Origin of the sequence: Desulfobacter latus (assembly GCF_013389365.1) — a bacterium.
In the GTDB taxonomy this organism is placed as follows: Bacteria; Desulfobacterota; Desulfobacteria; order Desulfobacterales; family Desulfobacteraceae; genus Desulfobacter; species Desulfobacter latus.
Map to the genome: position 1 here is coordinate 1 of NZ_JACADJ010000021.1, position 24,403 is coordinate 24,403.

Here is a 24,403-nt window from a genome sequence, read left to right on the forward strand (position 1 = left end):
AACTATAGTGGTTTGCAAATGAATTGATAAATATCTAAAATTTTCATGTTATAATAAAAAATTGGGGGCTTTTATCTGATTTCGCCTTTTCTTTAACTTGCCATACCTCGATTTACCATTGCTGATCCTATCCTAAAACACCAGCAGTTACTTAGGCATCAGAATCAGTGACCCGAATCCAGCACAACTAGCTGCTTTCCCTATGACTTAGGAACTTGCTTATAGATTATGATACATGCATCCTCCAATTTTTTTGACAACCTTCTATTATACCACATAAGTTTTATAAGTTTATCAATTCATTTGCAAACCACTATAGTTTAAAATCCAAGCTCTTCGTTTCAAACCATTTATCATTTTCTTTGTTACGTTTTATTGCTGTGATTGTTGCCAGGCCCAAAGAGCCCTTTTTTGACCAACTCATTCCATTATGTTTCTGACGGCTTGAGACTACAAGATCATTCATTTTTTCGCCGATAGCACTGGAATTACATAAATTGAGTTCTTTCCTTACTGCATAGCAAGGAATGTACGGTTTATTCCTTTTCAAATATTCAATCAGCTTATTCAACGACTCTATTTTCTTAATAGAATCTTTACCAATTGATTCCAGATGGCCCACAGCTTCATCAGTCAAGCCATGCCACAATAGCGGCTTAAGCTCATCAAGCGTCTCGTTGCGGATGATACGTCCTTTTAATGCCAAGCTCAATTGTTCTTTGCATTTCTTTTCCAAATGATACCAATCAAGAATGATTCCAATATTCTTATACCAACTGAAGCGTTTGAAAATTGAACTATTCAAGGTTTTATGGCCGTCGGTAAAAAACTGGATACGGTTACCAATCAAGCCATTGTGAAACAGAAACGCCGTTAAAAAAAGTAAGACATCTTTTGTGCCAGGGCCATTTAACACATACTTTCCAACTTCTGCCTTTGATATATGAGCAATTGTGTTGTGGATATATTTTCTTTTTCCCCGTTCCAATTTGATACTACCGGGACGGGACTCTTCTTGTTTCTTAACGTGAACATCATCAATCGAAACGCGAGTGCTATTGCCAGGATCTTCGTAAGGAACAGGATTGCTCAAGATGGCCTCTGCCTTGATACCATTGTCCCGGCAACATTTATCAACTGCGTTGAGCACATTCCGCTTAGACACCGTTACTGGGTGGGCATTATTATATTCGAGTTTGATAACCTGACAAGTGCCATCTTCAGAGAAACCATTTTTTGTTAGGATAGAACGTGCGCTTTTGTCAATATAATCAAGAGCCTCTCGCCCTTCTTTCTCGGTGCAGTCATGAAGTGTCCGGGATGGGGTGCCTTCCTGGCCTTGATGTCGAACCCGGTTAATCAATTTTGCGGTTTTCTGATAAGATTTTTCGGTATCCCCATGGATCAGGGCTATATCTTTGAATCCTACGGTTTTATAAATTTCAACTCCTCTTAAGCTGCTAAATAAATCTCGCGCTGTGTTGTAGTGACTTTGGCTCTCATATAAAATGCTATGCGTTGTAAAATCAAATCGCCCAATTTCACCGTCAACTCTGTATGGATGAGGATTGGTTATGATTTCCTCCCCTTCTCCAGCTTTTATTTCGGCTTTTTTTTTGAAATTTGGCTGAAATGGTTAGATACTGCTTTTCGTATTGTCGGGTAAGCTGTTTGCAATACAGATGTTTCACACATATCAATACTGATGGCATCTTGCTCACTTATGACCGTTGAGAAACTTCCATCGCTATTTTGAGTGATCTCATGATTTTCGTTCTCATCACATTCTTCCAACTCAACGTGGACTTTAATTCTGTATTTTAACATGGTTTCTCCTTTGAGACGTTATCGCTGTATAGCTTTACATCTCAAAGATAGAGGTCCATGTCTACCATTTTTTGTTTGGATGACTTATTACTACCATCGGTTGCTGTGTTTTTGAAAATCCACCCGCACAGGTCGAAATTTTTGTCGCCTACAGAGTCGAATATATCTTTGAACTTTTTGCTGGATCTGTCTCGAATTTTAATGAATACATGAAGGAAGCAAGCAATGACCGAAATCCCAAAGAAAAGGGACTTCCATGCGTTGATAGTTGCATTCCAACCGTCGGTGTTTACGGATTTCGGTTGGTATCCCGGATTTAGATCTAAAGCTTCGTCCCTGAATATTCCATAGCTCTCTTTCAGTCCTTTTTCTCCGGCATCTTCACTCACGGAGGCACCTAATATGCAATTTTTTCCTACAGTCGTAGCAATATAAACCTTGCTTCCTTTCAGTCTGGAATGTTTCTCATCAGCGGCAAGATGCTCGGGAAGGAGGTCGGGATCATTGATAGTAGTTCCAATGATACTGTTTCGGCCGAGACTTTGTTCTATTCTGTACCAATACATCGCATCTTTACCGAAAACATGGGCCAAAGCCCAGAAAGGCACGTCAAATTTCCTGAGAAACACAGCATTCTCAGCATCGGCTGAAAATGCCACATGGTAAGGCATAACAAAGGAAGGCCTGATGGTGTAAGAAACACCATTCATAAGAATTCTGCGTGTTGGTATCCCTGTTTTTTTTGAGATCCGTATTTCTTTCATCGTATAACTTTCTTTGATTCCGTTTGGAAAAAGCTCCGGGAATTTTTCAATGAATGGCGTCAATTCATTCCTGAACTCTATTGGATCTTTGATAATGTCATTATATTTTAGTTGATTAAAAGGAACAACAATTGTACGTTTTTTGTAGGGAGTTGATTTTGATGTCTGAATTTTGGGCCACCTTTCGTTTTCAGATTAAGTTATCCAACCCTATTATAAACGACAGATTGCTTATTGTTCAGTCAAAAAATCACTCCCTCCCCCAAATCCGTTATAACCAGTAAATCTCCATATTTTGCTGTGGGTTTAGCCCATGATTGTTATTTAAATACATTATAAGTGGACACTGATTATGCGTCAATGTTGGAATTTCAATTTGAAGCCTGTTTTAAAAAGGCCATCAGGCCTACGGGATTTCGGTCAGCTTAGTTCTCGCTTTTACCGTTGAGAAATCCGCTGATTTCTTGATATCTTTCTTGATATTTTTTCCGTTTTATATTTCAAGTAGAATCTTTAATACATTTATCCTGATTCTCCGGCATAAATATTGCTTTATAAAAATATTGCCAATTTCTTATAAAGATACTATTATGGAAGGAATCATGGACCTCAGAAATAAAAAAATTCTGGTAACCGGCGCTGACGGCTTTATCGGCTCCCATCTGACCGAAAAGCTGGTTGAAAAGGGATACAAGGTAAAAGCATTCGTATTTTACAACGCCTTTAACTCCTGGGGGTGGCTGGATCATTCACCCCGGCAGATCCGGGACAATCTGGAAATTTTTGCCGGAGATATCCGGGATCCATTCGGTGTGGACAACGCTGTTTCGGACTGTGATGTGATTTTCCACCTAGCAGCTCTTATTGCCATCCCCTACTCATATCACTCCCCGGCCACCTATGTAGATACCAATATCAACGGCTCCTTGAACATTCTCCAGGCTGCCAGAAAACATAATGTTGAAAAATTGATCCATACCTCCACCAGCGAAGTCTATGGGACAGCCCAATTCGTTCCCATCACCGAGGACCATCCCCTTTCGGGGCAGTCCCCCTATTCGGCATCAAAAATCGGCGCCGACCAGATGGCCTGGTCATTTTACACCTCCTTTGACACCCCCGTGGCCACCATCCGCCCCTTTAATACCTACGGCCCCAGACAGTCCCTGAGGGCAGTGATCCCCACTCTCATCACCCAAATGGCCAATGACCCATCCCGGATAAAACTCGGTTCGTTGACCCCAACCCGGGACTTTAACTATGTGGGAGACATTACAGACGCCTTCATCAAAGTAGCGGAGTCATATCGAACCGTCGGCACAGTGGTCAATGCCGGCAGCAACTTTGAAATCTCCATTGCAGATACAGCCCAGGCCATTGCCGAACTCATGAACGTTGAAATCAGCATCCAATCTGAATCACAACGCATGCGCCCGGAAAAAAGCGAGGTCAACCGACTGTGGGCCGATAACAGTAAAATAAAGGCACTTACAGACTGGACGCCGCGCTACAGCGGAATTGAGGGGTTCAAAAAGGGGCTTCAGCACTGCATCGACTGGTACAAGGAACCTAATCACCTAAAACTATTCAAAACAGACCAATATAACATTTAAAACAGACCAAAGGATATTAAACTTTAAATGAACGTACTGGCCATAGGTGCCCACTATGATGATATCGAACTTGGATGTGCAGGCACCCTTATAAAACATGTTCAGAACAATGACAAGGTCACCATCTTTGTTATCACCGACTCATCCTATGCTTCACCCACCCACCAATCGATAAGGGGAAAGGCAGAAGCTTCAGCAGAAGGCGAAGCAGCTGCGGCTATCATCGGAGCAGACCTGATAGGTTTTAACTTAAAAACCTTTCATGTTTTCTACGATGAAAACCTGACGAGCAGTATTTTAACTCAGATTGAACGTCTTAATATAGACACGATATATGCCCCATGGGTGCATGATGTACACAGGGACCATAAAAATGCATGCAGGGCAGCTATCATGGCCGGGAAACACGTTCCCAGGTTTTTAATGTACCAGGCAAACTGGTACAATTCAGAGCATACGTTCAAAAAACAGGCCTTCAAAGACATTTCAGATGTGTTTGAACAAAAAATAAAAGCCTTGGAATCACATAAATCGGAGTTCCATAGAACCGGTAATAAATGGCTCGACTATATAACTACCAACAACAGGTTGGACGGCCTTAAAATAGGGGTTAAATATGCAGAATCTTTTGAAGTGATAAGGTATCTGATTTAAAGATGAAAAAAAACAATATCATTATCCAATGCCGATTTTTATCCTCCAGACTGCCGGGAAAGGCAATGTATCCCCTTCGCGGCATTCCCATACTGGTCTTTCTTATCCGAAGGCTCAAGCACTTCCTTAGTGAGGAATATTTCAGACTGATCCTCGCCACGTCCGACCTCTCCCAGGACGATCCGGTCGCTGCCTGGGCAAAATATGAAGGTATCCATTAGACATTATACCGATTTTGGCTAAATGCTTGATTTTATTAAATCTGCAAAAATCAACTTCCCAATAAAATCAATAGGTTATGAAAAATCGGTATAATGTCTATTGTATTCGCGGCGGTCAACTATAGTCATTTTCTGTAACTACTCAGGCATTCATTTTAATTATAGCTTTTCATAAATCTATCCGATAAGATAGAACAACAATAATTTGGAGAAACTACCATAACCATGCAACTGCACATTCCATCAGAGCAAGAAATTAGAAGAATTTACCGTGAAGGTGAAGATGCAGTTGTACAGTTAATCCAAAAATTATCCATTGATACTAAAACTATCGCTGAGGCCATGCAGAAGCAGCAAGAGTTGATTGAAAAATTGCAAGGACAGATAGCGAAAGACAGCTCGAACAGCAGCAAGCCTCCATCTAGTGACGGCCCCAGAAAAAAACGTACAAAGAGTTTGCGAAAGAAAGGGGATAGAGCATCCGGTGGACAAAAAGGCCACAAGGGTAAAACCCTTAAACAGGTTGAGAATCCCGATCATACAGTCGTTCATGGAGCCTGTAACTGCATACACTGCCAGGCATCCCTTGATAATGTTCTCGTAACAGACTATGAAAACCGTCAAGTTTTTGATATTCCGGCAATTCACATTGAGGTGACTGAGCACAAAGCAGAGATCAAATTTTGTCCTCAGTGTGGAAAAGTCAATAAAGCAGTTTTTCCTGATCAAGTAACTCAACCTGTTCAATATGGTGACAATGTTAAATCCCACGCCGTTTATTTTAATAATTACCATCATATACCAGTAGCAAGAACTGGTGAAATTTTTGAAGATGTGTTTGGCCACCGAATCTCGGATGCTGTCATCATTAACTCATCCAATGAGGGGGCTATTGCTGTTGCCCCGAGTACTGAAGCGATTAAAGAACAGTTGAAACAATCGGATGTAGCCAATTTTGATGAAAGCGGATTGCGGGTCAAAGGTAAACTTCATTGGCTTCATGTTGCAAGTAATGATACGCTTACCCACTATGAGGTCCATGAAAAACGTGGGCAGGTTGCCATGGATGACATTGGTATTTTGCCTGAATTTCAAGGTATTGCCATCCATGACCATTGGAAATCATATTTTGCTTATGACGATTGTGATCATGGGCTTTGCAATGCCCACCATTTGAGAGAACTCACATTTATCCACGAACAGTATAATCAAGAATGGGCCCAAAAGATGAGTGACTTATTGGTCAAAGCCAATAAAAAAGTCAACTCAGCGAAAGATGCCGATAATGACAGGCTTGAACCTGTCCAAATATATTCCATTGAGTCAGCGTATGACAAAATTGTCAACGAAGGACTCGAAGCCAATCCTCCACCAGAAAAAGAACCCGGAAAAAGAGGCAGAGTCAAACAATCGCCTCCCAAAAATTTGCTTGACCGTTTAAAATCCCATAAAGAAGATGTCCTTCGCTTTATTCACAACTTCGATGTTCCTTTTGATAATAATCAAGGGGAGAGGGATGTTCGAATGATCAAGGTCAAGCAAAAAGTATCCGGAACCTTTCGTACTGATTATGGTGCAGGCATCTTTTGTCGTATTCGTGGATACATATCTACTGTTCGAAAAAATGACTGTAATGTCATTGGTGCCATCAAAGATGCTTTTGCAGGGATCCCTTTTATCCCTGCAAAAATCACCATCTAAAATTCAGGCCTGAGTAGTTACCATTTTCTTTTTAAAACTTGATTGTTATTTTTCATTTTGAGCAACTAATTTTTCACTTTCACAATATCATTCTTTCTGCTATAATTCCTTAAGTTCTTTGAAAAGATATAGGGTTATGCTTTACAGACCTGAAGCATGTAAAATCTTTTGGGCTATGTGCATAAAACAACCGCGAAAACCAAGCTTTGTGTTGTGCATCACAAAAAAGCAATAAGTAGTAAATACCGTAGGTTCTACGGAATTTTAAGCCTGTGGAGAGGAAATGAGACCTAAGCAGTTTGTTCGGGCACACTCTATGAAGCAGGAATTTCTCATCATTCATACTCGATGGGTAAGAATGAGTAAGAAGAAAGGAACAGATCACGACAATGTTCTGGCAAGGTATATTCAAACAATAAACACCTTTCCGGCTCCTGTTAATGTCAGGGTCACTGCAGACAACCCGTTAAGCTGCCCTGAAATCATAAAACAGTGTGTAGACCTGGCGGTAAAGGAAGGATTTGAATACACCTCAACAAACGGGTTTCCCTATCGTGGCTTTGTAAAAGCCCTGTAAGGTAGGGGCGGTCAACCACATTGCGAAGCCTGTTGAACATTGGCGAGGCGAATCTTACCCCTTTTCGGAGGGTGTCGATAACCGAAAGATTTTGGCATCCTTCATATCACCCCCAAAGTACTTTACACTTTTTTGGGGAATGATTGCTAAAAAATAGGTGCTTGCTCCAAAAAGTGTAAACTGGTAAAAATGAAGGATGCCGAAAATTTGATCGTTTTTTTTACTCTTTGGGGTACGAATAGCAGCATTTTTCACAGACAGTTATAATAATATGACATCAAAACTGAAATTTTTGTTGATATTCAATTTGTGGTGGCGATAACTTTATTGAATTGTTGCCCTATCAATGCTGTCGCACCATATCCATTGATAGCTTTTCTGCCGGAATTGAGTCGTTTCATGCTGGCCTCCAGCTGGCTTTTATGCTCCCTGATTTTTGATTCCAGCCGTATATTCTGAGACATGAGTTCTTTGACTGCCGGTACAATCTCTTCCTGGATTTCCCGTATGGTGTCTTCTTTTTCCACTTCCCCCATTTCCTGCATGAGTTTGTCAACACTTTCCTTAATCTTTGAGAAGGCTCTGGTGCGGGAGGCGGTCTGGTTATCAATGTCCGGCAGCGCTTGGTTATCAAAAGCATTGATATGGGCTTCCGTCAGGTCGTTTAAATTTTCTATGGCCTGTTTTACTTCAAAGATTTCAGTGGTCATTATATCATTCCTGGATTTTCGGGTTAAACGGAAAAGCTGTTGAGCCGTTTTACGCTGCCCTGGCCGCCGTATGCTGCTACATTCGGCATGGGGGCCGGAGGGATACTCCTTTTAATGGTTGCGGGTTCGGCTCTTTTTTCCTTTGGGACCGCCTCTTCAACCTGCCTCGGTTTATGCATGACATCGGACTCCCAGATATCTTTGAGCCGGGTAATATACTTTTCCGTCCGATCGAGGATACTGATATCGTTGCTGATGGATACCTTGGGCAGTTCCACCAGGATCGCCCCATAAAGCCCCCTAAGGAACCGGGTACCTTCATCTTGCATTTCCGTGTTCACGGATGTGTTAAGTTCGGAAACGATGGCAATCACTTTACCGAGGTTCTCTCCCCGTTTACGGGGATTGTTCTCCTTTATCCCCTGCCGGGCCAGTTCTATGCGGTCCAAGGCCCCTTTGAACAATAAGAGAATGAGCTGTTCCGGCGTCATGCCGTCGTAATAGTTGGTCATGTAGGTATTTACCTGGGCAATCATTAAGTTCCTCCTGTCCCTGATTTATAGAGCTGATTATTCCGTGGTTTTATTAAAAGATTCTATCATGGATTCCATATAGGCGGATTGCGCATTCAACTGCTGTATATAGGTATCCAGGCGGGTAAAACTTTCCGCCATGGTCTCATACCGCTTGTCCAGCTGCTCGGTTGCGGTTTCGATATCTTCGGTGAGGCGGGTCATCTTTGCCTCGGCTTCATCAATTCCTGTTGTTACGATCCCGGTGGATGATACCATATCCGTGATTCCGTCATTAAGAATGTCACCTAATCCCTTTATACCGGCGTCCTCGTTTCCGATAAAAAGGGCTGCTACCCCGTCTGCATTGGCAGCCAGGGCCTGGTCCAGTTCATCCTCGTCCAGGGAAAGGCTGCCGTCCTGATTCACTTCAAGCCCGATGTCCATGAGGCTGGTAAATTCGGAAGGAAGGTTTACCGTGGTGGTGAACAGATTCTTGAGGGTGGAAGTCATTCTCGTCATGGCGTAGTCATTTTCCAGGGGGGCGTCTGTATCATCTTCAATGTCCGTCGTATCCCCGGACTCTGCTGCAATGGTGGTGAGCAGTTCATTAAAATTTTCCACCAGGGCAGTGATGTTTTCTTTTACCGCTTCAGTGTCTTTCCGGATACCGATGGTGGTTTCACCTGTTTTTTTCAGGTTCAGGGTTACCCCTGAAATCACGTCGGTGATGGCGTCATTGGTCTGGCGCTGGTACTCTACCCCGTTCACCGTGAAGGCGGCGTTCAGGGAGTCTCCATCGGCCCCGTTAATCTCTGTCATGGGCATGTTATCGGAAACGGTAATCCTGGCCTTTTCCCCGGTATCATCGGAGGTCAGGGTCAGGCGATAGGGCTCATCTCCCTGGCCGGTATCCACCAAAGTGGCCGTCACACCGGGATTGCCTGTGCCTTCGTTGATGGCGCCAACGGTATCTGCATAGGTGGCGCCTGGCGCCAGACTGACATACATGGGATCTTCATTGTCCGCCCGGGATATGCTGAAGGTTGTGTCCGCTTGTATATAGTCAAATCCTGCCAGCTTGACCTGCTCATCCACACTGTCCCCGCCGGCAACGGCCGACAGCCGGATATAATATTCGCCGTCATCGTTTTTTTCCACAGAGGCGTTTACCAGCCGGGTGCCGTCATCATCCTTGTTGTTTTCCGAATCATTGATGGCTTCCGCAATCTGGGTCAGGTTTTGCCCGGAATCCACATTGACTGAAATGGTCTGCTGGCTTTCGGCTGCGCCGTAAAGGATGTCATAGGTCTGGCCCGTGGTGGTGACGCTTTGTTCCGTACTGGCAATGCCGGATTGGGGTGCAGGGTAAAAGGGCGACGTTTCACTTTCCACACCAACGGTCTGCCAGGAGTTGTAGCGTGCTTTTTTAGTCACATTAAGTTCAAAGCTTTCAGCAGCAATACCGTCGTTGGCCGTGGCCGAAAGGATCTCTTCATCCGTGACCGATACGGAAGTCTTTAAAAAATCGGACTCAAGGGAGAGGGACAGGGCATTGGATTTGAGATTGAACAGCTTGGCGTTGACGTTGTTATATGCATCAATTTTGCCCTGAAGTCCTTTGTTTTGGGTCTCCTTGGACTTTATGGCAGCCTGATCCACCTCTTTTAACTGGTCCAGGATGCTTTGGAGCTCAAGGCCGGAGCCCAGGCCTAATGTTGTAATTGATCCTGCCATGATCACTCTCCGTTTCAGGTTAAGGTGTTACTTAGCTGGTATTTAAACATATCGGATGGACGGGGGAAAACCTTAGAAAAAAAAGCCCCGGAAGCGAATTTCCGGGGCTTTGATTACAGCATTACACTGTGGTTAATGGTTCAGGTTAAAGTCTTTTGCTTTACTGGAGCAGGCTCATAACACTCTGGGAGCTGGAGTTGGCCTGGGTCATGGCAAAGGTGCCCGCCTGTTGCAGTACCTGCATCTTGGTGAAGTTGGAAGATTCCTCTGCAAAGTCAACGTCACGGATGGTGGATTCCGAAGCGGATACATTCACACGGGTGGTGGTAATGTTGGCAACGGTTGAGGTCAGCTGGTTCTGTACGGAACCAAGGTTAGCCCTGTTCTTATCCAAATCCTTGAGGGCGGCATCGGCAATGGCGATGGCACTCTGGGCATCTTCCTGGGTTAGAACGCTGAGGTTGGACAGGCGGCTGACTGCGGACTCACTCGTCTCTGCCGTGGCAAAGTCACTGGAAGCATCGTTGGCCGCCAATTCGGTACCGGCTTTCATGATAGAACCGTTCTGCAGGGTCATGTCGGCTACCAGAGTCACGTCTTCACTGGTGGTTATATCACCTTGCAGGATCGTACCTGCGGTATACAGGGTTCCGTCTTCTGTTGTGAAATCACTGGTCAGGTAGGTACCTTCGGCAATGGTGGAGCCTTCAGCAAGGGTGGACCCCTGCTTGAGCAACATGTCATTGTCCGTATCAACAGTTTCATCGTTTTCCAGGGTGATGGCTGCACCGAATGTGGAACCGTCTGTGAGGACGGAACCGGCATTGATGGTGGAACCGATACCCAATGTCATATCCCCGGTCACCTCAAGGTCTCCGTCCAGGTTGGCGGTGCCGCCAATAGTAGAGCCTGAAGCTATATTTAATGAACTGATGACCTTGAGCTTGGATCCTGCCGTAAGTGTCGCATCTTCAGTCAGGGTGATGTTGTTGGTGTTGATGATTTCAGCACCCACCTGGGAGCCGGCCTTGAGTACGGATTGGTCCTTGAGGACAGACCCTGTGCCCATGGTCATCTGCTGGTCCAGGGTTTTATCGCTTTTCAGGATAAAGTCAACCCCTAAGGAAGACCCTGTTTCAAGCATGGTGTCCGCAGCCATCTTGGACCCTTCCTTCAGATTCATATCCTTGGTAATGGTTGCGGTGCCGGCTGTCGTTACGTCTGCTCCCACAGAGGATCCTTCTTGAAGTATTGAACCCGATGTGAGTTTGGATCCTTCTTTGAGGGTCATTGCATCATCCAGTTTGTACGCAGCTGCAGCAGTGATGAAGCTGACACTTAATTCTGACCCCCTTGCAAGGGTTGAAGCATTTAAGAGCTTTGTGCCTGATGTGGCAGTCATATCGTTGTCTATGTTCGTATTAGTTTCTACTATGATATCTCCAAATATCTGTGAGCCGTTTTGAAATTCTGAACCGCTGTTCAGGGTTGAGCCGGCCTTTAGCGTCATGTCGTTGTCCACATTCATGTCAGCGCCAAGAGTGACATCTGCACCGACAGTGGATCCCATGCCGATTGTGGAGCCTGAATCCAAGATGGATCCTGACTTCAGGATCATTTCAGTTGTCAGGGTGGTATCTTGGTTTTCTGTATCTACATTAATACCCAGGTAAGAGCCTGCCGCAAGAGATGCACTTGCTGTGAGGTTGGAGCCGAAAGCCAACTCAATATTGCCCACCACCGTTCCGCCGTTGGACTGGCCCGATACCGTAATTGCAGTGGTCAGTGTACCTGCGTTGATGGTCTGGGTACCGAATGTCAGGTCGTTGTTCACTACTGTACCTGCGGCAAGAACTGTGCCGGAGGTCAATCTGGATCCATTGGTAATGAGTGACGCCTCAGTGGTTGCGCCACTGGAAGCTAGTTCTATGCTTTGACTGAAAATAGTCCCCGCAGCAATGGTACTGCCCGAGTTGAGGACAGAACCAATTTTAAGGGTGGAATCCGCTGTGATGTTAACGTCTGTATCGCTAAGTACACCATTTCCGCCAAATACGCTACCGGCCTCTATGGTGGAGGCGGAGTGAATCATGCTGCCTGATTTTAAGGTACTGTCGTCACTGATGGTTATATTATTGGCTGAACTTGCCAGGCCGCCCAGTACGGAACCCGCCCCGATGATGGAGTTTGCAGTTAGTGTGGATCCGGCTTTGATGGTACTGTCACTGGTTGTAATGTTGGTATCTGCACCGGTATCCATGTTTACGCCCAGAACAGATCCGTCGGCAATGGTAGAGCCGTTAAAAATTGTCGATCCTGCGGTCAGGACCGAGTCTCCTGTAGTCGCGACTGTATCTGCGCCGGTTGTGACTTGACCGCCGACTTCCGTACCAGCGGCAATGATTGAGTTGGCGGCTATGGTGGAACCCTCTTTAATGGTGGAATCACCCACGGTGTTGGATGTGGTGGTCTTGACAGTGAAGTTTCCGCCGATAACAGTGCCGGCGCCGATTTCAGTGTCGGTTTTCAGGGTGGAACCCTTGGCGATGATGGACTCCGAGGTAGTGGCGGCGGTGTCGGAACCAAGGGTGACATCTCCGGCCAGTTCTGAATCTGCCGCCAGGGTACTGTTGGCAGATATCACAGAGCCGGCCGTCAGGGTGGAGTCCTGGGTGGTGGTGATGTTTGAGTTGGCGAAATCACCTCCGGTTAAGGTCTGGCCGGTAGTCCAGCCTGCGCCCAGGACAGATCCGTCGTTAAGGGTAGATCCTTCTTTTATGGTGGATTCGGTTGTGGTGGCAGTCGTGTTTTGGGCTATTTCCAGGTCCGTGGTCAGGGATATGGCATTTCCACCGCCCACATTGTTGACCAGGATTTCACTGGAGCCTGTCTGGTTTAAGGAGACATATCCGACCGTGGTCATATCGGTGTTTCTGAGTACCTCTTCCGTTCCGGAGCCGCCGGTTTCAACCTTTATGGCGCGGTCGTCACTGGAGGTCAGGGTCAGGTAACCGGAGGCATCCACAGACGCCACAACGCCGTGTCCTGACGTCTTGGAGTTGATGGCCTTAACCAGGGCACCGTCAGTGTCGTTGGTCTGAACTTCAATCTCACCGATGGCGACGTCGTTGATTTTGAACCCCTTATCTGTAGTACCTGCAGCAATGTTCAGATCCGTTGTGGACCTGACCGTGGCAGAGGCAGATATCCCCAGGGTGTCGCTGAGCTGGTTGATGGCATCTGCCACTGCGCCCATACCATTTTCGCTGGAATTATTGTAGGCCACCTCTACTGATTTTACATTAAAATTCTTATTTTTCTCATTACTGTAGACACTCAGATCAACCGTTCCGGCCTGATTGTCCTTCAGTGTCAGTTCCGAGGTTGTGATATGGCCGATTTTTGTGGATTCTGATGATGAAATGGAGATCCCGAAAGTTTCTCCTGAATAGGCACCAACCTGAATTTGTTTGTTGGTAAAGGAACCGGAAAGCAGTTTTTGGTTGTTGAATGAGGTTGTTTTAGCGATACTGTCAAGTTCTTCCATCAATTTGTTGATGTCGGACTGGATCGCGGTCCGTGATTCGGTTGTCTGTCCATCCGTGGCCGCCTGGATGGATTTTGTTTTAATGGTGTTAATAATATTGATGGATTCTTCGAGGGCTGCATCTGCGGTCTGAACGATATTGATTCCATCATTGGCATTTTTAATGGCCTGCCCCAAGCCGTTGGCCTGGGATCTCAATGAATCGGCAATGGACATACCTGAGGCATCATCTGCCGCTTTATTGATACGAAGACCGGATGACAATCTTTCAAGAGAGCTTGAAAGGGCATTGTCATTTTTCATCATGTTCTTGTGGGCATTAAGGGCAGCCACATTGGTGTTAATTCTAAGAGCCATGTAATTTATCCTCCATGTTTTTTAGTCTCGGGAATCCTTTCCCTAATTCAAGTATCGTAAAAAATTAATAATTATATCTTGGCAGATTGAATCACCCTTGATGATCTTTTCATCTCCTTATGATAAGGGTAATGGTTAATGCCAAAACTTAATAAATATAAATATCGGAGCGTTGAGGCTAATCTTGAGATGGAATAAAAAAAATCCTTGAAATAAAAAACATCTTTTTCAGATTCGTGATATATACTAATCTTGATTGTAAATACTTCTGGAGAAAAAAGTATGGGATTTCCGGTAAAAGAATATATTTCTTCATCCAATTATCGGTTGTTGAAACAAAATCATCCAATGATACTGGAAGAACTGGCCTCAATCGTTTCTGGCCCCGTGGGCAATGTTGTCACATCACCAAGTGGAAAACCCAACCTGGAACTGAACCGGGACGACACCCGTGTTTTGGTCCACCCTGAACCAGATCCGGAAGCAGAAGTTTTCCAGTTTTTATCAAAGGTGCCGGAAAATTATTCAGGTGTGGAAATTTTTATAGGTATGGGGCTGTGCTATGCGGCAAAAGCGGTTCTCGAGCAAAGACCCCAGATCCGGAATTTGCTTCTCATCGAGGAGGAGCCGGGGATATTTCTCCAGGCATTGAAGTATACCGATTTAACCGAAGTACTCAGTCATCCCAAGGTGACCATCGGATTGCGGCCGAAAGATATGGAGATGCTGATGAAGCCTGCCCGTAAGGGCGCTTTCCTTGAGGATTCACAGATTCTCGAACATCCGGTGATTTTTGATTTTTTTAAAAAAAATTATTCGGATCTTAAAAAAAGGGTGTTTGAGTATGTCAATGAGTTGAATATCGCAGGAGCCACCCGGGTTAGATTTGGAAAAAAAATGGTTGAAAATCGGTTTATCCATTTAAAAACCATGGGACATCATTATCAATTTGAAAGGCTGATCAATGCGTTTGAAGGCGTTCCCGCCTATATCGCAGCAGGAGGGCCTTCCCTGGATGAAAATATAGGGTTGTTGAAGCAGGTGGAAGGAAAGGCGTTAATTTTATCTGTTGACACGGCAGTACCTGCTTTCCTGAAAAATGACATCCGTCCGGATTTTGTATCCTGCATTGACTATAAGCATCTTATTTACGAGAAAATGGCCCACGTTATCAATGATATTTGCGATCAGACCGCCCTCCTGTCGTATACTTTTACCTTGCCTGATGTTCAACAGAATTTTCCGGGGAACAGAAAGTTTTATCTATTTACTGACAATGGCATTGATTCCTGGATTAATTTTATGGTTGGGGGGAAGAAATTTTTTTCCAGTGGCCCCAGTGTTGCCCACCTCAATTTCATTGCAGCAAAGGCAATGGGGTGTTCCCCGATTATATTTCTGGGGCAGGACCTGTGTTATAAAACAGACCAGAGTCATTCGAAATCAGCAGTCCTCAGCCATGTTGAAAGCTTTAAAAAGGGGTTGAAAACCGGTGAGGATATTTTACGGGTTACAGGGGTTGATGGGACCAAGGTGATTACAAACCGGGGGTATGAAAACATGAAGCATGCTTTTGAGAAATTAATTGCCCATAACCCGGGGGAGTATATCAATTGCAGCACCGGCGGAGTTCACATAGAGGGGACCACCTATATGCCTCTTAAAGAGGTAATCAGCCTGTACCATGGTTCGTCAATCAATGTTTCCGGATTTTTAAGACAATTGTGTTCTGCTAAAAACCGTATGAACCAGGATTCAATTGCTGAAAATTTGGAAAAGGACCTGCATGTTGTTGAGGGAATCGTCATCCTTGTAAAAAAATCAGACAGGATGATGGATCAGGTAAAAAGCAAATTACTTGAAGTTCAAAATAAATGGCGTAAAAATAGCGCGTTGCCCCCACATATCATCGCTAAGCTGACAGAGATTGATAAATTGAACCATAAAATTGACAGCAACAGCAAGGTTTGGAATATAGTAGAAGATATGACCACATCCGGGCTTAGAAAAAGTGAGCAGATGATGTTTGAGATACGACAGCTGGAAGGCGATCACCAAAGATATCCCCAGAAATTGGGAAAAGATATACAGCGGCTGAAATACATCAATTCAGTGCGATTCGAGGCATTAACTGTTTTACGGACAGGGATAGAAGATGTGTTGAATCATATATCAAAAGAGAAAATGCTGCTGGATCAGGATATAAATTATCAAGAGACGATCTATGGACTGGCTGAGTTGTATATGGAAGGCGGGGAGTACAACCTGGCCAAGCCATGGGTAAAAAAATTTTATTCAATGGCACCGGATTCAGGACGCTCTCATTTTTTTATGGGCTGTCTTTTGGGTATGCAAAATGACTTTAAACAGATGGAGTCTTTTTTTTCAACCTCTATTGAAAAAGATATATCCCAAAACAAGGATATCAAAGCATTCAGAAAAAAGATGGGCAGGCGTTATTTTAAATCTGCAAGTCAATTCAGGGACCGTGATTCTCGTATTGCAAGGAAATTCCTTTTGAAGGGGGTTAACGTTGATCCGACAAATAGCTCGCTTCTGGGTATGCTTAGTGAATTGGCAGATGAAGAAATTGAGCAACTGATGGATTTAGATCGTCAAGGGGAACTTATTGAAAGACAAGAACGTGTTGACGCATGGTTCAGGGATTTGACTGCATACCCCGTTATAGCAAAATGCCTCTCCGCAAAACAGCTTGGAAACCTATATTTTGGGGCTGGAAAAATAGAATTTATGAGGACAAATAAAGAAAAGGCTACCGAATGTTTTGAAAAGTCCAAGATATATCTACCCGATGATGGGGCGCTTCGGATTCGAATGGCCGATTTATTCCTTTGTGCATATGACTATGAATCAGGTCTTGCATATTTGAATCAGGCCATAGATTTAAATCCTGATCATGCCGGATATTGGGAAAAATATGGTGATTTTTTAGTTCAGAACGGGATGTATTTGGAATCCATATCAGCTTACGATCAGGCATCAATCTACTATCCGGATCATGAAATATTGTCTGAAAAAATTTCGCAGTCTTTTTTGAATCAGGGGAATAAACTGCATCAGGAGGGCTGCTATAAAGAGGCGATAGCTGCCTATGACCAAGGCCTGGACTGCTGTAAAAAAAGCAATTTAAAAGTGCCCCTTTATAATAATAAAGGGTCTGCACTTAAAAATTTGGGCGACCTTGATTCCGCATTGGCTGCTTATGATAAAGCCATAGAGATTAATCCGCATTATTCTGAGGCATTATACAATAAAGGGGAATTGTATCAAACTATCGGGCAATACGATGCGGCATTGGAAAATTATCAGGCATGCGTCAAAAGTAATCCTGGTTTTATTCTTGCTTATCGTAATTTAGGAGGGGTATTATCCCTTTTAGGGAGAAAAAAAGAGTCCGAGGATTGCTTGCGTAAAGCAGCAACGCTATCATCTGGCGTTACGGAATAATTTTTTCTGTTTTAAATTATTTATTCGTCCGTTTTGATTCACAGATAGGTAAACACTGTCATGGTCAATAGTTTTTAATTGAATAGGCACGGATGATTTTCAGGGTAGGGGACCTATATTCTGGAGCAGTAATGGAAATCAAAAAAATAACAGCTTATGACTGGTTAAAGAAACTCGATAATATCATCCAAACAACTCTATGTAAAAAGGAGGGCTCTCTAACCAATTTTAATTCTTGTCTTGGTGAGGCCGGCTTGTTGATATTGGAAAAAGTTACCTCAGGGGCATCCATATGGTGGGCCGGAAATGGCGGAAGTGCTGCCATCTGTTCCCATCTCTCCCAAGATATGTTGAATAAACTGGGGGCAAAGTCATTTTTTTTGGGAGATACTTCATTGATTACCTGCATGGGCAATGATTTTGGATATGAGGCAGTATATTGTCGTCCGCTTGAGAATTTTATGCAGCAAGGTGATTTGCTCATTGCTATTTCAAGTTCCGGAAATTCAGAGAATATACTGGCATGTGCTGACCTGGCTGATAAAAAAAATGTTAGTCTGATCACCTTGAGCGGTATGAATGAAGGCAATCGGTTGTGGAATAGAAAAAGTGATATTTCTTTTTTTGTAGACGCAACGCTCTATGGTCTGGTTGAAGTGGCTCATGAGGCCATTTTGCATTCCATTATTGAAACATTGTGGCTGGCACAAAAGGACGGATAATGACGAAAAAACTGGTGGTTATCGGCAGCAATTCATTTTCCGGGGCCCATCTGGTTGACGCTGCGTTGAAAGAGGGGATGACCGTCCTGGGCATCAGCCGCTCTATTGAACCGGATAGCGTATTTCTGCCTTATAAATGGGGGCAAGGAAATTTAGACCGGTTTTCTTTTTTCCAGCTGGATCTCAACCATGATCTTGATCAGATAATGACGATCATTCTGGGATTTCAGCCGGCATATATCGTTAATTTTGCTGCCCAGGGCATGGTTGCCCAGAGTTGGAATTCGCCTGAGGATTGGTTACAGACCAATACATTGTCTGCTGTTAAGCTACATTTTCGCCTACTCGGATGCGGTTCACTGAAGAAATTCATTCAGATCTCAACCCCTGAAGTGTATGGATCACGCACCGGCATTGTCAAAGAAAATACCTGTTATGACCCCAGCACCCCTTATGCGGTCTCCAAAGCTGCAGCAGACATGAATTTAATGGCGATGCACCGTCAATACGGCTTCCCTGTTGTATTTACCCGGGCGTCAAATGTTTACGGACCCGGGCAGCAATTATACCGGGTGATACCCAAAGCCGCCATCCATTTTCTGACAGCAAGGCCATTTGAACTGCATGGCGGGGGAACCAGTGTCAGGTCCTTTATTCATATTAAGGATGTTGTTCAAGGAACCCTGAAAACAATGGTTCATGGAACCCCTGGGACGATTTATCATTTTTCCACAGATGAGTACATAACAATCCGGTCTCTTGTGAAATGTATTGCCGATCAGATCGGAATTTCTTTTACTGATAATATCATAGATGTTCAGGAGCGTGCGGGCAAAGATAAATATTATAAATTGGATGCCGGTAAAGCTGGCAGGGAGCTGGGGTGGAAAGCTGGATTTGAGCTTGAGGCAGGTATAAAAGAGACGATTTCCTGGATAAAGAGAAACATTTCCGATTTCAAAAACAGAGAATTGGGATATATACATAAACCGTGAATTTACTTTTCATAATATTCAATGCATAGAAGGCCGGGCTCGGTCACTGTAAAACGGATATAGCAAAAGGAAAGAAGTGAATATGACCGATCAATTTAGAATTGACAGCCATAAATTGATGTATCACGTCAATAGGGTTAAAAAATGGCTGGACGGTGAGCTGATTTATCCTATTTATATGGAAGTCAGCCCTTGTGGTTCCTGCAACCATAGATGCTCATTTTGCAGCGTTGATTTCATGGGGTATCAAAAGAAAATGATTGATGCCGGGCTGTTAAAAAAACGGATCACTGAATTGGGGAGCCTTGGCCTGAAAAGTATTATGTTTGCAGGGGAAGGGGAGCCGTTTCTGCATAAACAGCTGTCTGAGATCATCGTACACACAAAAAAAACAGGCATTGATGTTGCTGTGACAACCAACGGGGTCCTGATGCGGCCGGAAATATCTGAAAAAATTATCGCGTCCATGGCGTGGGTGAAGGTGAGTTTGAATGCCGGGCAGGCTGACACATATGCCGAAATTCATCAAACCCAGTCGGATGATTTTGGCAGAGTGCTTAAAAATATTGAGTTTGCGGCTAAGGTCAAGCAGAATCAGCAGAGCAGATGTGCTATCGGTGTTCAACTTCTTCTTCTCCCCGAGAATGTCGAGGAGGTGGAGACCCTGGCTCAAAGATCAAAGGATGCGGGAGCTGATTATCTAGTGGTAAAACCTTATACCCATCACCATAAAAACGATCATCACTATAAAATAGAATACAGCGTTTATAATTACCTTGAGAAGGCTTTGGAAAAATATAACTCCGATGCATTTTCGGTCATTTTCAGGGCCAGGGCAATGAAGTTGTGGGACAAGCAAACACAACCGGTTTCCGCTTGCGTCTGTCTCCCTTTTTGGTCTTACATAGATGCGGGTGGCAATGTTTGGGGGTGCAGTGCCCATCTGCTGGAGGAGACGTTTAAATACGGTTCCATTAAAGAGAATACGTTTAAAGAGATTTGGGAAGGACAAAAGCGGGCAAAATCCCTGAAATGGGTCTCAGAGAATCTTGACTTGAGCACATGCAAACTGAATTGCCGGATGGGGCAGGTAAATAAATATTTAAATGAATTGATTGAACCACCAGAACACGTTAATTTTATATAGGATATTTATGTCAAATTCGATGAAAGATCTGGAAGACATCTCCCGTCACATACGGGCGACTTTGGTGGAAATGTCCCATAAAGGCCGGGCGGCACATTTAGGATCTGCCCTGTCCTGTGTTGATATATTGGTTGCCCTTTATTGGCGTAGATTAAAAATAGATCCGCAAAATATAGACGCTCCCGACCGGGACCGTTTCATTCTCTCCAAGGGGCATGGGGCCTCGGCATTATATGCAACTCTGGCTTACAGGAATATTATTCCAATGGCGCTTTTAGAGACATATTGCCAGGAAGGCTCTAAATTGGAAGAGCATCCGGGACCGCGGAATATTAAAGGCGTGGAAGCTGCCACAGGCTCACTTGGCCATGGACTCTCCCTTGGGCTGGGAATGGCTCTTGCCGGTAAAATTCAAAACCATTCCTATCAGGTCTTTATACTTCTCAGTGACGGTGAATGTAATGAAGGATCTGTCTGGGAAGCGGCCATGTTTGCACCGGCTAAGGGATTGAATGAGGTTTGTGTTATTGTTGATTTCAATAAGTGGCAGGCCACGGGCAGAAGTTGTGAGGTGATGGGGCTCCAGCCCCTGGCTGAAAAGTGGCAGGCCTTTGGTTGGGACACAAGGCAAGTCAATGGTCATGATATGAATGAATTGGTTAATGTGCTTTCCCAACTGCCGGATAATCCTGAAAAACCAGTTGCCATCATCGCCCATACCGTTAAGGGGAAAGGGGTTTCCTTCATGGAAGATGATAATAACTGGCACTATAGAATCCCTTCTGAAGAGGAGTTGAAACTGGCAAAAATGGAGTTGGGCATATGAGAAATGCATTTGCTAAAGAAATGGAAATACTTGCCGCTGACGATCCCGATCTGGTGCTTCTTACAGGGGATATGGGAAACCGCCTCTTTAACAGTTATAAACAGCGGTATCCAAATCGGTTTTATAATTGCGGTGTGGCCGAATCCAATATGGCTTCTGTTGCTGCTGGTATGGCGTTGTGCGGATTAAAGCCCGTCACTTATTCCATTGCCCCGTTTAATACCCTCAGGTGCATGGAACAGATTAAAATCGATATCTGCTACCATAAACTGCCGGTCATCGTGGTCGGGGTCGGGGCTGGACTCTCCTATGGAGAACTTGGCCCCACCCATCAATCATGTGAGGATATTTCCATGATGAGGAGCATTCCAGGGATGACGGTTGTCTGCCCAGGGGATGCTGTGGAGGTCCGGCTGGCATTACGGTCTGCTGTTGAACTGGGTCAACCCGTCTACTTGAGGCTTGGGAAAAAAAACGAACCCATAGTACATCAGCAAACACCGGAACTGACGATTGGAAAAGCGTTAACGGTGACTGAAGGAAAGGATATCTGCCTGATCTGCACAGGAAACGTACTGCCTTTGGGCATGGATCTTGTAATAGATTTGAAAGAGAAAGGACTGAGTGTGGGACTGGTGAGTATGCATACGGTTAAACCCCTGGATGATACATGTCTAAGGGAAATCTTCTCACATTATTCTGTGGTGGCGACAATTGAAGAACATAGCATCATAGGGGGCTTGGGGACTGCGCTACAAGAGTGGCTGTATGAAAATAAATTGGAAATCCGGGGCAAGCTAATGAAGTTTGGGATTCAGGATCAATTTTTGAACTTATCTTGTAACCAATTAAGAGCAAGAAAACGGAATCATTTAACAGTAAGTGAAATAAGGGGGCGTTTATTATTGGATTCTGATCAATAAACGGAGTGATTTTTCTTGACTCTACTTTCTTCAACTTGATATGAGAGTAGTATTATGTATGATATTTATATTGGCGAGAATATTTTTGAATATGGAGGTTTGATGTATGCTTTGGTTAACGAAAGGCAAATTCTTATCCCTCATTTTTCCTAATGCCTCGACATTTATTTTCATCATTTTGAATTTTTTACAACTAAATTTTGGAGACAACACATGAACTCGTCATTTCCTCAGTTCCCAAAAAATGTGATGATCGGCATCTGGGACGGCTACTGTAATCTCAAGTGTCCCCAATGCCCGGTGAATTCGCCTGACAGTAAGTTCAAGATAAAAAAAGGCAAAATGTCTTACGAGGACTTTTGCAAGATTCTTGATGAGTGCAAGCCCTTCAGGCCTCGCATCATTCCTCACTCGGAATACGAACCTTTAATCGTCAAAGATGTCGGACGCTATTACCGTGCGATTAAAGACCGAGGCATGCCCATTTCGATCAACACGAATGGCACGCTCATTACACCCTCTTTGGCCTCCGAACTCGTTGATATAGGTGTTGATTCAATCACAGTGAGTATAGACGCGTTTTTTCCTGATTCCTTGTTGAAAATTCGTGGTTTTAAGGACATTGACAAGGTCAACGGTGCTGTTTTCAATCTTCTCAAGGCCCGCGGGGACAGCTTGATACCCAGAGTGAGTGTCTCCTTTACGCGTCAGCGTGACAACGAAAGCGAAGAGAAGGCTTTCCTTGACTACTGGTTGCAGCATGTCGATTTCGTTCGGATTGCGACCTATTTCGACAATCTCGTCCTCGCCGAGCCCATTGATATGCCACGCAAACCTTGCAAGTTCATGATGGATCAAGCTACGATCAATTTTGACGGAAACATGCGTAGCCCATGCCAGGCTAATTACGAAGGTACAAATCCTGTCGGCAATGTCTTAGAGAGCGGCTTGCTTGAAGTTTGGAGATCTCCTGTTCTAAGAACAATACGCGAGAAGCACCTCGCTGGTGATTATGCTGGCGCTCACCCCCTGTGCGAAAAGTGCGAGGTATGGACCTTTCTATCCACTCAAGATATTGATGAGGGGGATCTACTGATCCGTAAGTCTCCTTTCGCAACAATCTACAATCGCAAGGATAGGCTGGCAGGCTGGGATCAGGAATCCATGAATAGGTTGAATTATGATAACGCCGCCCTGCTCACATGATCTGTTCTGAACGAGACTTGACTTGACAGTGCTGGTCACAACATGATTTTGGGTGGTCATGTTATTCTCCTTTTCTGGATTAATTGGCGTTAATCCCGGGAATATAGGATCACCCTTAATTTTGGCAAGGTGTCAAATCAAGTCCGTCCTCTGGCACATGAGCGAGGTCTCTACTTCCCTACTCATTGAAGGCGTTCATATATTCCGAGGCGATTCGTTTTAGGAATTCTTCGTTCCTCCACGGCTCTCGCATAAACACTTTTCGTTCAAATGAACTTAAGAACTTTCTTCTATTCTTAGTGTTTCTTATTTCAACTGTTTCCTTCAGAGCTCTCTTCATGAACTCAGTAATTGTTCTCACAGCTCTGAGCAGAAATATCATTTCAGGATTCCCTCTGATCAAGGGCTGGAGATGTTTCCGTACTCTCTCTTGCACCTTGATGCTTTTTTTCTCCGCCAAATAACATGGATTCTCATTCTTGTGGAACATATCCAAAAGAGAAGCAATTTCAAACCCCTCGATCTCCCCTTCGGCATCAATCAAGGGGAAAAAGGGATAGACCTGACATATGAAGGGTCTGAATTCGTGGGGACTGCATAACCCCCTACATGAGCATTTCGCGTAGTATACACGTACTTCAGCGCCTTCCACCGGTTCATATACTTCACTCTTGACATTGTCCGTGACTCCGGCCAACCCCCCTATAGAGAGCAAATACTCATACTCACTCTCGAGCATCGGCAGCACTGGTTCCGCGTTGATGAGTTTCAACTCATCCCCAAAGAAGGGCGTGCAACAATATCCGTCACATTTTTCGTAGCAGGCCACTCCCTCACCCGATGAATATTTTGGGTCCCAGCTATACACTGCTGACCAGTTTATAGTCTTTTTCATC

At 44.4% G+C, this 24,403-nt stretch carries 20 protein-coding genes; 12 read left to right on the plus strand and 8 right to left on the minus strand.

Features of this window, described 5'->3' with window-relative positions; all coding sequences use genetic code 11:
• Window positions 1-313: 313 nt before the first annotated feature.
• The 3 genes from HXW94_RS19490 to HXW94_RS08140 form a co-directional block, all read right to left on the minus strand.
• Window positions 314-1,363 carry a hypothetical protein gene (locus HXW94_RS19490; RefSeq protein ID WP_246293801.1) on the minus strand — a complete coding sequence of 350 codons (1,050 nt, stop codon included), beginning with the start codon at window positions 1,361-1,363 and terminating at the stop codon, window positions 314-316.
• Window positions 1,364-1,599: 236 nt separating this feature from the next.
• The gene (locus HXW94_RS08135) at window positions 1,600-1,827 is read right to left on the minus strand and encodes a hypothetical protein (RefSeq protein WP_178366395.1); all 228 of its coding nucleotides are present in this window, start codon (window positions 1,825-1,827) and stop codon (window positions 1,600-1,602) included.
• A gap of 41 nt (window positions 1,828-1,868) precedes the next feature.
• Window positions 1,869-2,654 (minus strand): hypothetical protein, encoded by a 786-nt coding sequence (locus HXW94_RS08140; protein ID WP_178366396.1) that lies wholly within the window; start codon window positions 2,652-2,654, stop codon window positions 1,869-1,871.
• 527 nt (window positions 2,655-3,181) lie between these two features.
• Here HXW94_RS08140 and HXW94_RS08145 point away from each other — a divergent pair.
• The 5 genes from HXW94_RS08145 (at window position 3,182) to HXW94_RS08165 (ending at window position 7,357) form a co-directional block, all read left to right on the plus strand.
• Window positions 3,182-4,204 carry an NAD-dependent 4,6-dehydratase LegB gene (locus HXW94_RS08145; RefSeq protein ID WP_246293802.1) on the plus strand — a complete coding sequence of 341 codons (1,023 nt, stop codon included), beginning with the start codon at window positions 3,182-3,184 and terminating at the stop codon, window positions 4,202-4,204.
• A 27-nt stretch (window positions 4,205-4,231) separates the two neighbouring features.
• Window positions 4,232-4,858 (plus strand): PIG-L deacetylase family protein, encoded by a 627-nt coding sequence (locus HXW94_RS08150; protein WP_178366397.1) that lies wholly within the window; start codon window positions 4,232-4,234, stop codon window positions 4,856-4,858.
• Window positions 4,859-4,860: 2 nt separating this feature from the next.
• A complete protein-coding gene (locus tag HXW94_RS08155; RefSeq protein WP_178366398.1) occupies window positions 4,861-5,079 on the plus strand; it encodes a cytidylyltransferase domain-containing protein in 219 nt (72 codons plus the stop codon).
• Window positions 5,080-5,298: 219 nt separating this feature from the next.
• The gene (gene tnpC, locus HXW94_RS08160; RefSeq protein ID WP_178366442.1) at window positions 5,299-6,780 is read left to right on the plus strand and encodes an IS66 family transposase; all 1,482 of its coding nucleotides are present in this window, start codon (window positions 5,299-5,301) and stop codon (window positions 6,778-6,780) included.
• A 358-nt stretch (window positions 6,781-7,138) separates the two neighbouring features.
• Entirely contained in the window at window positions 7,139-7,357 is a 219-nt protein-coding gene (locus tag HXW94_RS08165; protein ID WP_178366399.1) for a glycosyltransferase family protein, read from the plus strand.
• Window positions 7,358-7,659: 302 nt separating this feature from the next.
• Here HXW94_RS08165 and HXW94_RS08170 read toward each other — a convergent pair whose 3' ends face one another.
• The 4 genes from HXW94_RS08170 to HXW94_RS08185 form a co-directional block, all read right to left on the minus strand.
• Window positions 7,660-8,067 carry a hypothetical protein gene (locus tag HXW94_RS08170; RefSeq protein ID WP_178366400.1) on the minus strand — a complete coding sequence of 136 codons (408 nt, stop codon included), beginning with the start codon at window positions 8,065-8,067 and terminating at the stop codon, window positions 7,660-7,662.
• A gap of 23 nt (window positions 8,068-8,090) precedes the next feature.
• Window positions 8,091-8,603 carry a flagellar export chaperone FliS gene (gene fliS, locus HXW94_RS08175; RefSeq protein ID WP_178366401.1) on the minus strand — a complete coding sequence of 171 codons (513 nt, stop codon included), beginning with the start codon at window positions 8,601-8,603 and terminating at the stop codon, window positions 8,091-8,093.
• 33 nt (window positions 8,604-8,636) lie between these two features.
• A complete protein-coding gene (fliD, locus tag HXW94_RS08180; RefSeq protein WP_178366402.1) occupies window positions 8,637-10,316 on the minus strand; it encodes a flagellar filament capping protein FliD in 1,680 nt (559 codons plus the stop codon).
• A gap of 160 nt (window positions 10,317-10,476) precedes the next feature.
• Window positions 10,477-14,220 (minus strand): flagellin N-terminal helical domain-containing protein, encoded by a 3,744-nt coding sequence (locus HXW94_RS08185; protein WP_178366403.1) that lies wholly within the window; start codon window positions 14,218-14,220, stop codon window positions 10,477-10,479.
• A gap of 282 nt (window positions 14,221-14,502) precedes the next feature.
• Between HXW94_RS08185 and HXW94_RS08190 the strand changes: the two genes are divergently transcribed.
• From HXW94_RS08190 to HXW94_RS08220, 7 genes are all read left to right on the plus strand, one after another.
• Window positions 14,503-17,688, plus strand: a complete 3,186-nt coding sequence (locus HXW94_RS08190; RefSeq protein WP_178366404.1) for a 6-hydroxymethylpterin diphosphokinase MptE-like protein — start codon at window positions 14,503-14,505, stop codon at window positions 17,686-17,688.
• Between the two features lie 131 nt (window positions 17,689-17,819).
• Complete coding sequence (locus tag HXW94_RS08195; RefSeq protein WP_178366405.1) at window positions 17,820-18,410, plus strand: SIS domain-containing protein; 591 nt, start codon at window positions 17,820-17,822, stop codon at window positions 18,408-18,410.
• Entirely contained in the window at window positions 18,410-19,405 is a 996-nt protein-coding gene (locus tag HXW94_RS08200; protein ID WP_178366406.1) for an NAD-dependent epimerase/dehydratase family protein, read from the plus strand. The genes HXW94_RS08195 and HXW94_RS08200 overlap by 1 nt, the downstream gene beginning before the upstream one ends.
• 82 nt (window positions 19,406-19,487) lie before the next feature.
• On the plus strand, window positions 19,488-20,552 hold the full coding sequence (locus HXW94_RS08205; RefSeq protein WP_178366407.1) for a radical SAM protein: 1,065 nt from the start codon (window positions 19,488-19,490) through the stop codon (window positions 20,550-20,552).
• Between the two features lie 7 nt (window positions 20,553-20,559).
• On the plus strand, window positions 20,560-21,378 hold the full coding sequence (locus tag HXW94_RS08210; protein WP_178366408.1) for a transketolase: 819 nt from the start codon (window positions 20,560-20,562) through the stop codon (window positions 21,376-21,378).
• Window positions 21,375-22,301: a transketolase family protein gene (locus HXW94_RS08215; protein WP_178366409.1), complete on the plus strand. Its 927-nt coding sequence runs from the start codon at window positions 21,375-21,377 to the stop codon at window positions 22,299-22,301. The genes HXW94_RS08210 and HXW94_RS08215 overlap by 4 nt, the downstream gene beginning before the upstream one ends.
• Before the next feature lie 213 nt (window positions 22,302-22,514).
• Complete coding sequence (locus HXW94_RS08220) at window positions 22,515-23,507, plus strand: radical SAM/SPASM domain-containing protein (protein ID WP_178366410.1); 993 nt, start codon at window positions 22,515-22,517, stop codon at window positions 23,505-23,507.
• A gap of 178 nt (window positions 23,508-23,685) precedes the next feature.
• On the opposite strand, the gene HXW94_RS08225 is transcribed toward HXW94_RS08220, so the two are convergent.
• On the minus strand, window positions 23,686-24,402 hold the full coding sequence (locus HXW94_RS08225; RefSeq protein ID WP_178366411.1) for a hypothetical protein: 717 nt from the start codon (window positions 24,400-24,402) through the stop codon (window positions 23,686-23,688).
• Window position 24,403: the final 1 nt, after the last annotated feature.

Bases quoted from the DNA above. Each gene is read 5' to 3' on its own strand.
- HXW94_RS08195 (WP_178366405.1), top strand. From the start codon at position 17,820: ATGGAAATCAAAAAAATAACAGCTTATGACTGGTTAAAGAAACTCGAT.
- HXW94_RS08165 (WP_178366399.1), top strand. From the start codon at position 7,139: ATGAGTAAGAAGAAAGGAACAGATCACGACAATGTTCTGGCAAGGTAT.
- HXW94_RS08190 (WP_178366404.1), top strand. From the start codon at position 14,503: ATGGGATTTCCGGTAAAAGAATATATTTCTTCATCCAATTATCGGTTG.
- HXW94_RS08155 (WP_178366398.1), top strand. From the start codon at position 4,861: ATGAAAAAAAACAATATCATTATCCAATGCCGATTTTTATCCTCCAGA.
- HXW94_RS08150 (WP_178366397.1), top strand. From the start codon at position 4,232: ATGAACGTACTGGCCATAGGTGCCCACTATGATGATATCGAACTTGGA.
- HXW94_RS08210 (WP_178366408.1), top strand. From the start codon at position 20,560: ATGTCAAATTCGATGAAAGATCTGGAAGACATCTCCCGTCACATACGG.
- fliD (WP_178366402.1), bottom strand. From the start codon at position 10,316: ATGGCAGGATCAATTACAACATTAGGCCTGGGCTCCGGCCTTGAGCTC.
- HXW94_RS08220 (WP_178366410.1), top strand. From the start codon at position 22,515: ATGAACTCGTCATTTCCTCAGTTCCCAAAAAATGTGATGATCGGCATC.
- HXW94_RS08145 (WP_246293802.1), top strand. From the start codon at position 3,182: ATGGAAGGAATCATGGACCTCAGAAATAAAAAAATTCTGGTAACCGGC.
- HXW94_RS08135 (WP_178366395.1), bottom strand. From the start codon at position 1,827: ATGTTAAAATACAGAATTAAAGTCCACGTTGAGTTGGAAGAATGTGAT.
- HXW94_RS08205 (WP_178366407.1), top strand. From the start codon at position 19,488: ATGACCGATCAATTTAGAATTGACAGCCATAAATTGATGTATCACGTC.
- fliS (WP_178366401.1), bottom strand. From the start codon at position 8,603: ATGATTGCCCAGGTAAATACCTACATGACCAACTATTACGACGGCATG.
- HXW94_RS08170 (WP_178366400.1), bottom strand. From the start codon at position 8,067: ATGACCACTGAAATCTTTGAAGTAAAACAGGCCATAGAAAATTTAAAC.
- HXW94_RS08225 (WP_178366411.1), bottom strand. From the start codon at position 24,402: ATGAAAAAGACTATAAACTGGTCAGCAGTGTATAGCTGGGACCCAAAA.
- HXW94_RS08215 (WP_178366409.1), top strand. From the start codon at position 21,375: ATGAGAAATGCATTTGCTAAAGAAATGGAAATACTTGCCGCTGACGAT.
- HXW94_RS08200 (WP_178366406.1), top strand. From the start codon at position 18,410: ATGACGAAAAAACTGGTGGTTATCGGCAGCAATTCATTTTCCGGGGCC.
- HXW94_RS08185 (WP_178366403.1), bottom strand. From the start codon at position 14,220: ATGGCTCTTAGAATTAACACCAATGTGGCTGCCCTTAATGCCCACAAG.